Below are 8911 nucleotides of genomic sequence, written 5' to 3'. Positions count from 1 at the left end.
CATAACGTGATGCACGGCCAGTACGACTGGATGGGTGATCCGGCCATTAACTCCAAGGTTTTTGACTGGGACAACACCTGCACCAACACGGCCTGGAAGCAGACCCACAATTTCGAGCACCACACCTTCACCAACGTGCTCGACAAGGACCATGACATTGGTTACGGCATCCTGCGCATGTCGGAAGACCAGGAATGGGAGCCCCGCTTCCTGTTCAACCCGATCCTGGCAGGCATCCTGGCTACCTTCTTCCAGCACTTTGTGGCGATTCAGAGCCTCAAGCTGGAGGACTACCTGATCTACAAGACCAAGACCAAGGAAGAGGTGAAGGCCGAATTCAAGCCGACCTGGAAGAAGATGCGCAAGCAATTGGTCAAGGACTATCTGTTGTTCCCGGCCCTGGCGGGTCCGTTCGCCCCCTTCGTGTTCGCCGGTAACCTGACGGCCAATGTGGCGCGTAACCTGTGGTCTTCCCAGGTGATTTATAACGGTCACTTCCCGGAAGAGGTGGAACAGTTCCCGGAGAAACTCGAAACTCGAAACTCGAAACTCGTTTTTCGTTATTCCGCAATCCATTGCAGGAATTCGCGGCGTTCTTCTGCGGTGGCCTGTTTCCACTGCGCTTTCAGGGTGTCTAGGTAGCTGGCTTCCGGGGCCACGGTGGTGCTCTTTTTTGCGCTGGCAGCGGTGGCGCCGGCGGCAGCACCTGCTGAGGCCTGGGGGGCTACGCTGTTGCTGGTGGCAGTGGTCACTTCTTCGCCGGCGATGGGGGCCAGAAAGCCGCGGTTGAGGATCAGCCCGGATTCCTGGGCGTCCACTCGCTCACCGGTCTTGCTGTTTGCTACCCAGCCGCTGAAGCTGTCTTCCATGGCGCGGGCCTGCTCCACGTCTTGTGGCTGGTTGAAGCCCAGCTGCCATTGATCGCCGGCCTTGCCGTCGATGACAAAGTTGGCCGGATTACTTTTCACGATTTCATGGTTGTCCGCATCCAGCTGCCACAGCTCCTTGTAGTAAGCGAGAATCTCATAGCGGCCGGGGGCCAGTTTCAGTTCCTTGAAGTCGGTGGCGAAGAAGGTGTTCACGCCTTCCACTTCCTTGCCGTTGATGGTGAACACTTCAATTTCGCTGGGGACCTTCACGGTGAGCACCTGGCTGTCGGCTTTGGCCGGGCCGTCGTACAGCTGGACTACCGGGCTGCGGGCGCAGGCGGCGAGAAACAGGGTGCAGAGGGTGAGGGTAAGCAGGCGCAGGGACAACATGACTTCTCCTTGGGAGCGGGTTGAGGGGAGCGAGCCGGCCAGTCTGGCCGGCATCTATGTCATTTATGTGACAGGTAGGCCGGACGGGTATCAAAAGCCCCAGGTGTCGATCTTGCCGGGGGGCTGGTTGCGGTTCAGGGCGCTCAGGCCCCGGGCGCAGCGTATGATCCACCAGATGGTGATCACCACCATCAGCAGCCAGCCAATCAGGGCCAGGGTGGTGATGCCGGCGATGAACCAGTACAGCAAGCCGATCCAGAAGGTGCGGTACTGGAAACGAAAGTGTTCGCGCAGCGGTGGTGAGGCGTCGCCGGCATGAAGGTGGGCGATGATGACGCCGACGATGGCTGTGAGCCCGCCGGTGATCAGGCCGACCAGGTGCAGGACGTAGACGACACGTGCCAGGCTGGCGGTGCTGGTGTTACTCATTGTTGGGCCTCTTTGGTGGCGGATGTGCTGACGGGGGCGCCCTTGGCGGGAGCTGGACTGCCGGTGGCATTACAGGCCTGGGTGCAGGCCTCCAGGGTTTCAAACGGCACGCTACCCTTGCAGCCGCCCCAGATAAAGGTCTGGCAGCTGCCGGTGTCGGCATCGTAGTAATAGCGCTGGAATGCGGCTTTGCACATGCCGGATTCCGGCGGCTGGGAGCAGGCATCCGGGAGTGTGGCGGTGCCGGGTTCCTGGTTGTTCTGGCAGCCACTGAGCAGGGCGGCTGCGGCAATCAAGGCGGTAATGAGGGGAAGCAGCAGGGTTCGCATGGCAGTTCCTTTATGGGTTTCCGGTTCCCTCCGTGGGGCCGGGTATTCTCCGTTGCTGCTACTTTACCGGACTCTGAATGCGGCGGTAACCGGTTCATGTTCTTGGTAGAAAATCTGCACTATGCTGTTGCTATCAAGGTGTTGCAGAGGGGGGAGACCGGTGAGACAAGGATTGCGGATTATCAGCCTGGTGGGTGGGCTGCTGGCGGCGCCGGCCTGGGCGCAGGATGCTCAATACATGTTCCTGCAGGCCGGCAAGCTGCAGCTGAACGATGAGGACACCACGGTGACTGCCAATGGCACCACGCTGGATGGGGACTACGATGATTTGCCGTTCTTCACCGGCGGGGTGCAGAAAATTCTGGGAGGCGGCGATCGCTTCCGTTACGGCTATGAAGGCGGTGCGGTGATCAGCTGGCAGAACGATTCGGTGAGCTATTCGGGGGTGGTGAATGGCGGCGCCACCGTGAACGTCAAGGTGGAGAATGAGATGTTCCTGTTCGGCACCCTGCTGGGAGGCTACGGGGATATCAATTTCAGTGATCGCGCGCGGCTGTTTGTCTCCGGTGGCCCCATGTTGCTGATGGGCTCCCTGAAGCAGGAACAGGAAAAGCCTTATCCCCAGCCGCTGAGTACGGCGGTGGTGGTGAACGGGGATGACCGGGATTTTAGTTTTGGCTATGGGGCTTACGCCTCGCTGGGGCTGATCTTTTCCGTGGGTGGCAATTCGGAGTTCGGAGTTGTGGTGCGCGAGCAGACCGTAGAGATGGATTTCAACGATGCCATCGCGGATTTCCCCTACGATGGCACCCAGTACATGCTGAGTTTTGGCTACAGGATGTAGCGACGCGCTTGCTCGGCTCCCTGGCGGTCGCTACGGAGCCGTTGTAGGAGTTCCCTTCCAGGGGACGAACCGAGCGTAGCGAGGCGACACGCTTTCAAACTCCATTTTTGATAGGCGGTCTTGATGGGGCAGAAAAGATAGAGCGAGCTGCAGACGATGTGCGGTTCGTCCCCTGGAAGGGAGCTCCTACAGGGGGCGAATGGAACGCAGCGAGAATGTTTTGTGCCGGGCGGGCCAAAGGGGGCACGAGCCGAGCGTTGTGACCGTTAATCTGCCCGCATGTGTTTTTGATCCCGGGGCAGGGTATCGCCGCGCAGGCGGATCACGGCTTTTTGCAGCAGCAGGTTATTGGGCAGGGTGTAACGGTGGCCCAGCTCATCCTGAATGGTGATGAAGATCAGTCCCATGTGACGAATCTGCCCGGTGACGGTGTTGTCGCCGTCCAGCAGGCGAATGCGGTCGCCCACTCTGTAGGGGGCGCTGAAGAACAGAATGATGGCCGCGGTGGCGTTGCTGAGCATGGACCAGCTGGCAAACAGCGCCACGCCGAGCAGTGCCATCAGCGAGGTGGCAAATACCATCAGACCGTCGCCTTTCAATCCCCACAACACCCCAATGGCGATCAGGCTGATAATCAGGCAGGCGCTGTTGATGACCACCGCTGTCTGGAAGATACGGGCGCGGGAGTAATTGCGGCGGCGACCCAGCCGCTTGGTGATGCCGCGCAGCAGGATGGACAGGGCCCAACCCAGAATCGCGATGACGACGGTGAGTCCCCATTTCATGACTACTGAATCCATGTTCTATCCGTGCTTGCCTGAAACAAAGGGGTTGTGGGTGCGTTCGTGGCCGATGGTGGACATGGGCCCGTGCCCGGGAATAAAGGAGACGTCGTCATCCAGGGTCAGCAGCTGTTCCTTGATGGCGGTGATCAGGGTGTCGAAATCCCCCTTGGGGAAATCGGTACGACCAATGGAACCGTTGAACAGCACATCACCGACCACGGCCAGTTTGCTTTCACGCTGATAGAACACGACGTGCCCGGGGGTGTGCCCGGGGCAATGGCGTACTTCCAGCTGGGTGCTGCCCACCGTGACGGTATCGCCGCCTTCCAGCCAGCGGTTCGGGGTGAACGGCGGCGAAGGCGCAAAGCCCATCATCTGTGCCTGCTGGGGCAACATGTCGATCCAGAACTGGTCATCGCGGTGCGGGCCTTCAATGGGCAACCCCAAGGTTTCGGCCAGCTCGGCCACGGCGCCCACATGGTCCAGATGGGCGTGGGTCACCAGGATCTTCTCCGGGGTGCCGCCCACCTGCTTCAGGGTTGCCAGTATCTGGTTCAGGTCACCGCCCGGGTCGACGATGGCGACCTTGTCGGTGGCTTCGCACTTCAGGAAGGAGCAGTTCTGCTGAAACTGGGTGACCGGCAGGATGGCGTATTTCATGGCTGTCTGTGCGGTGGAAAATGAGCCCGCAGTATAGCGTTAATCCGCCGGGGGATTCATTCCCCTGCGGGCAATGGGGCAAGGGTAAATATTGGCAAATTCTGACGTAGTGACGGTTTGCGGATGACGTCTTGGTGGTATTTTAACGGTCTACATAACTCACTAAGGAAGGGAATCATGGATATGGAATCAATCCAGCCGTATCTGGACAAGGCAATCGAGCTGAGCATGGCCTATCTGCCGAAGGTGGTGCTGGCGGTGGTTACGCTGGTGGTCGGCTTCTGGATCATCAAGCGGGTGATCAAGGGCATGAACCGGGTACTGGGCCACAAGGCGGTGGACGACACCCTGCAGAAGTTCATGACCAGCTTTATCGACGTGCTGTTGAAAATTCTGTTGCTGGTGGCCGTGGCAGGTATGGTCGGGGTAGAGACCACCTCGTTTATTGCCATGCTCGGTGCCATTGGCCTGGCGGTGGGGCTGGCGCTGCAGGGCAGCCTGGGCAACTTTGCCGGCGGGGTGCTAATCCTGTTCTTCAAGCCGTACCGTTTGGGGGACATTATCGAGGCGCAGGGATATACCGGAAGGGTGTGGGATATCCAGATTTTCAACACCATCCTGATTACCTATGACAACCAGCGCATCGTGATTCCCAACGGTCTCATGTCCAACGGCTGCATCAAGAATATTTTTGTGGAGCCGCAGCGGCGGGTGGATATCGAATTTGGTATCAGCTACGGCGACAGCATTGAGCAGGCCCGGGCCGCGATCCAGTCGGTCATTGATAATGACGACCGTATCCTCAGCGGTGAGCAATTCGACCCGAATATTTTTGTCTCCGCCCATGCGGACAGCAGCATCAATATGCTGACGCGGGTGTGGGTGAATTCGGAGGATTACTGGCCGGTGTATTTTGGTTTGTTCGAGCAGGTGAAATACGCCTTCGACAAGGCCGGCATCACCATTCCATTCCCGCAGCGGGATGTGCATTTGTTTCAGCAATCATAAAGGCAGCTTCGAGCTACGAGCTGTCAGCTTTGAGTAAAAACTCGTAGCTGGTAGCTCGAAGCCGTGCTGATTTATCGCTTCTCCAGCACCACCGGTAACCCGTCCTTCGGCATGATCAGCGGTACCTGTTGGGTGGGCAGTTCATAGCCGGGTTTGACGCTGACACGGTAACGTTTCAGAAACTGGAACAGGAAGGTCTTGGTTTGCAGTTCGGCGAAGTTCAGCCCCAGGCATTTGTGGTGGCCGCCGCCGAAGGGAACCCACTGGTAAAAGTGCTTCTTGTGTTCGGCACGTTCGTCGCTGAAGCGTTCTGGATCGAAGGTGGTCGGGTTGCTCCAGTATTCTTCCATGTAATGGGTGTAGAGCGTGGACACGTTGACCAGGGTGTTTTTGGGCAGGGTGTAGCCCTGGTATTCCACATCCTTGACGGTGCGGCGGGGGAAGGTGGTCAGTGCCGGGCGCATACGCAGGGTCTCGCGGAATACCCAGCCGGTTTTTTCCATTTTCCCCAGGTCGTCATAGTCCAGAGTGTCCTTGCCCAGCCCTTCCATTTCGTTGACCAGCACATCCTGCCAGTGAGGGTGTTTGGCCAGCATGTAGATAATGGAGCACAGGGTGCTGGTAGTGGTGTCGTGGGCGGCGAACAACAGGAAGATCATGTGGTTCATCACGTCCTGATCGGAAAGGCCGCCTTCCTCGTCTGCCGCCTTGCACAGTTCGCTGAAGAAATCCGGGGTATCGCTGGCGCGTTTCTGCGGGATAAGTCCGGTGACAAAATTCTCCAGATAGCGGCGGCCCTTCATGCCCCGGTGCCACAGCAGGCCGGGGATCGGCAGGCGCACAACCGCCAGGGAGGCGTCGGTGGCGTCGATAAAAGACTGGTTTACCTTGTCGGATTCCGGGCCCATTTCCAGGCCAAAAAAGATCTGTGCGCCCACGTCCAGTAACAGGGATTTGATATGGTCCAGAAAACGCAGTTCTTCGCCGGTGGGCCAGTTGTCCAGCTCGCTGCCGATGTGGCTGTTCATGCGGTCCAGGTAGCTGGCCAGGGCCGGTTTCTTGAAGGCCTGCTGCATGATGCGCCGGTGAAATTTATGGTCGGCAAAATCACGCAGCATTAGCCCGTCGGTAAACAGTTTTTCCAGAATCGGGTTCCAGGCGGCACGGCTGGAGAAGGCATGCTCAGGATCCTTGAGCACGAATTCGTTGGCGTCCGGGCCGAGCAGAGTCACACCACGCTGAAACAGTACCGAGCCTTTGAAGACCAGCCCGTGCTGCGCGGCGTGCTCGGTGACCATCTTTTGATAGTCCTTCAGGAACGGCACGGTATGCCCGAGTAACGGCCAGCCATAGTCACCGGGAATATCCTCCAGCTTGCGCTGGGGCATCCGTGGCAGTTGTGCGGCCTCTTGCTGGGCGACTTCCATACGGTTCATGACGGTTCTCCGATAAACACCTTGTATTGACCCGTTTCCATGGTCTCTGCGCGGCGCCTGGCACAAGCCTTCACTACCACAGAACACCTTCTTTAATCGGAAGTAGACCAACTACATCTCTCTTGCAGAAAATGTCCTGTGGCAGCAAATTCATGCGCCATGCATCCACGCAGAGACCATGGAAACGGGTCCATTGAATCTACCCCCGGGATGTAATGCAGAACAGGGGCTGTCGGCAACGGTCAATCGGTGCTGTTCTGTCCAGCCCGGGGCGGTGAGCGTGGTAGTATTAGGCCATCTGAAAGGAGAGAGTCTATGTCCAAGCCTGCGGCGCAATTCGAGCCTCTGGCCGTGGCGGTGTTGACCGTCAGCGATACCCGAACCCCGGAAACCGATACCTCTGGCGACCTGTTGGTGCAGCGCCTGGAAGGCGCGGGCCATACCCTGGCCGCTCGCCAGATCGTCAAGGACGATGTATACCAGCTGCGCAAGGTGGTATCGGACTGGATTGCCGACGAGAACATCCAGATTATTCTCACCACCGGTGGGACCGGATTCTCCGGGCGAGACTCTACCCCGGAGGCGTTGTCGATCCTGTTCGACAAACAGATCGAAGGGTTCGGTGAGCTGTTTCGTCAGGTGAGCTTTGAGGATATTGGCTCTTCCACTATCCAGTCCCGTTGCCTGGCCGGGCTGGCCAATCGCACGGTGATTTTCTGTCTGCCCGGTTCCAACAATGCCTGCGCCACCGGTTGGGACCGCATCATTCAGGAGCAGCTGGATGCCCGCCACCGTCCCTGTAATTTTGTGGCCCAGGTGCGCCGATAAAACTGCCGCTGCGACGGCACCATGGAGGAAACGTGCAGGAATCCAAACAGACATTGATGCCGGTGGCAGAGGCGTTGGCGCGCCTGCTGGATTCGGCGCGCCCCTTCCGGGCGGTCCGGGAGATCCCGCTGGCGGATTGTCAGGGGCAATACCTGGCTGAGGCGGTGACTTCCCGGGTGGATGTGCCGGCGTTTGATAACGCCGCCGTGGATGGTGTGGCGCTGCGCCATGCGGACCTGGACGAGCCGGGGCTGACTCGGCCCATGCCGCTGCGGGTGGCGGCGGGGGATGCACCGGCCACCTTGGCGCCGGGGCAGGTGGCGCGGATATTTACCGGGGCGCCGGTTCCTGCCGGGGCCGATACCGTGTTGATGCAGGAAGACTGTGAGATCGCGGAAACCCGGGTGCGGTTGCCGGGCAAGGACACGGTTACTGCCGGACAGAATATACGCCCGGCGGGGCAGGATGCCCGTCGCGACGACGTGGTGATGGAACGGGGTGACAGGCTGACACCGCAAGCGGTGGGTCTTATTGCTTCGGTGGGGATCGCCACGGTAAAAGTGAATACACCCCGGGTGTTGATTCTGACCAGCGGTGATGAAATCCAGTCGCCGGAAGAGACGCCGCTACCGGGGAAAATTTTCGACAGTAATGGGCCGCAACTGACGCAGCTGTTGCTGCAAAGCGGGTTTGTGAATGTACAGCGTGAGCACCTGCCCGATGATCCTGCCATTATTCGCAATACCCTCACTCGGGTGCTCACCGATTCCGCGCAGCGCCCGGATGTGATTATTTCCACCGGCGGCGTGTCCGTGGGTGAAGAGGATCATTTGCGTGCGGTGCTGGCGGAGCATGGTGAGCTGGACTTCTGGCGGTTGGCGATCAAGCCGGGCAAGCCGTTCACTTACGGGCGTATTGATGACATTCCGTTTTTTGGCTTGCCGGGCAACCCGTCGGCGGTGCTGGTGTGTTATCTGATGCTGGTTTTACCCGCCCTGCGTCGTTCTTGCGGTGCCGATGCGGTGCTGCCAACCGCCATGCCGTTACCTGTGGATTTCACCATTAAAAAACCGGCCAAGCGGCAGGAGTATCTGCGCGTGCGGTGTGTGTCTGAATCCGGCCAGCTGATCCTGAAAAAGCATCCCAACCAGAGCTCCGGCATGCTCAGTTCTGCAGTGTGGGCCGACGGCCTGGCGGTGGTGCCGGAGGGTGGCACGGTATCGCCGGGCGATACGTTATTGTTTTTATCGTTTTCCGGGTTGCTGGGCGGATAGACGCGAGAAACCTGTTACCGGGCAGAGATAGCCAAAAACCATTGCTGTCACCTGCGCCC

At 59.0% G+C, this 8911-nt stretch carries 11 protein-coding genes; 5 read left to right on the top strand and 6 right to left on the bottom strand.

Annotated elements, in window-relative coordinates; all coding sequences use genetic code 11:
* Window positions 1-642, top strand: a 642-nt coding sequence (locus tag ADG881_RS08340) for a fatty acid desaturase (RefSeq protein ID WP_232211708.1), incomplete at its 5' end; no start/stop codon positions are given.
* Here the strand turns inward: ADG881_RS08340 and ADG881_RS08335 are convergent.
* The 3 genes from ADG881_RS08335 to ADG881_RS08325 all read right to left on the bottom strand — a co-directional run bounded on the left by ADG881_RS08335 (window position 561) and on the right by ADG881_RS08325 (window position 2017).
* Entirely contained in the window at window positions 561-1259 is a 699-nt protein-coding gene (locus tag ADG881_RS08335) for a DUF2057 domain-containing protein (protein ID WP_007148387.1), read from the bottom strand. The genes ADG881_RS08340 and ADG881_RS08335 overlap by 82 nt on opposite strands.
* A gap of 90 nt (window positions 1260-1349) precedes the next feature.
* Window positions 1350-1688 carry a hypothetical protein gene (locus ADG881_RS08330; RefSeq protein ID WP_007150719.1) on the bottom strand — a complete coding sequence of 113 codons (339 nt, stop codon included), beginning with the start codon at window positions 1686-1688 and terminating at the stop codon, window positions 1350-1352.
* A complete protein-coding gene (locus tag ADG881_RS08325; protein WP_007151272.1) occupies window positions 1685-2017 on the bottom strand; it encodes a BPTI/Kunitz domain-containing protein in 333 nt (110 codons plus the stop codon). Before ADG881_RS08325 ends, ADG881_RS08330 begins: the two co-directional genes overlap by 4 nt.
* Window positions 2018-2177: 160 nt before the next feature.
* On the opposite strand from ADG881_RS08325, the gene ADG881_RS08320 reads away from it, so the two are divergent.
* On the top strand, window positions 2178-2861 hold the full coding sequence (locus ADG881_RS08320) for a hypothetical protein (protein WP_155136257.1): 684 nt from the start codon (window positions 2178-2180) through the stop codon (window positions 2859-2861).
* A 266-nt stretch (window positions 2862-3127) separates the two neighbouring features.
* Here the strand turns inward: ADG881_RS08320 and ADG881_RS08315 are convergent, their stop codons facing one another.
* Window positions 3128-3661 carry a mechanosensitive ion channel domain-containing protein gene (locus ADG881_RS08315; protein ID WP_007148918.1) on the bottom strand — a complete coding sequence of 178 codons (534 nt, stop codon included), beginning with the start codon at window positions 3659-3661 and terminating at the stop codon, window positions 3128-3130.
* Window positions 3662-3664: 3 nt separating this feature from the next.
* A complete protein-coding gene (locus ADG881_RS08310; protein ID WP_007148722.1) occupies window positions 3665-4306 on the bottom strand; it encodes an MBL fold metallo-hydrolase in 642 nt (213 codons plus the stop codon).
* A 177-nt stretch (window positions 4307-4483) separates the two neighbouring features.
* Here ADG881_RS08310 and ADG881_RS08305 point away from each other — a divergent pair, with 177 nt between their 5' ends.
* Window positions 4484-5314: a mechanosensitive ion channel family protein gene (locus tag ADG881_RS08305; RefSeq protein WP_007151096.1), complete on the top strand. Its 831-nt coding sequence runs from the start codon at window positions 4484-4486 to the stop codon at window positions 5312-5314.
* A 71-nt stretch (window positions 5315-5385) separates the two neighbouring features.
* Here ADG881_RS08305 and ADG881_RS08300 read toward each other — a convergent pair whose 3' ends face one another.
* A complete protein-coding gene (locus tag ADG881_RS08300) occupies window positions 5386-6750 on the bottom strand; it encodes a cytochrome P450 (protein ID WP_039926454.1) in 1365 nt (454 codons plus the stop codon).
* Window positions 6751-7065: 315 nt separating this feature from the next.
* Between ADG881_RS08300 and moaB the strand changes: the two genes are divergently transcribed.
* Entirely contained in the window at window positions 7066-7578 is a 513-nt protein-coding gene (gene moaB, locus ADG881_RS08295) for a molybdenum cofactor biosynthesis protein B (RefSeq protein WP_007151564.1), read from the top strand.
* 32 nt (window positions 7579-7610) lie between these two features.
* On the top strand, window positions 7611-8852 hold the full coding sequence (gene glp / locus ADG881_RS08290) for a gephyrin-like molybdotransferase Glp (RefSeq protein ID WP_007149978.1): 1242 nt from the start codon (window positions 7611-7613) through the stop codon (window positions 8850-8852).
* Window positions 8853-8911: the final 59 nt, after the last annotated feature.

It is taken from the genome of Alcanivorax sp. DG881, from assembly GCF_000155615.1.
GTDB lineage: Bacteria > Pseudomonadota > Gammaproteobacteria > Pseudomonadales > Alcanivoracaceae > Alcanivorax.
Note: the sequence above shows the minus strand (reverse complement) of the source record. Positions and strands in the feature narration are given on the sequence as shown.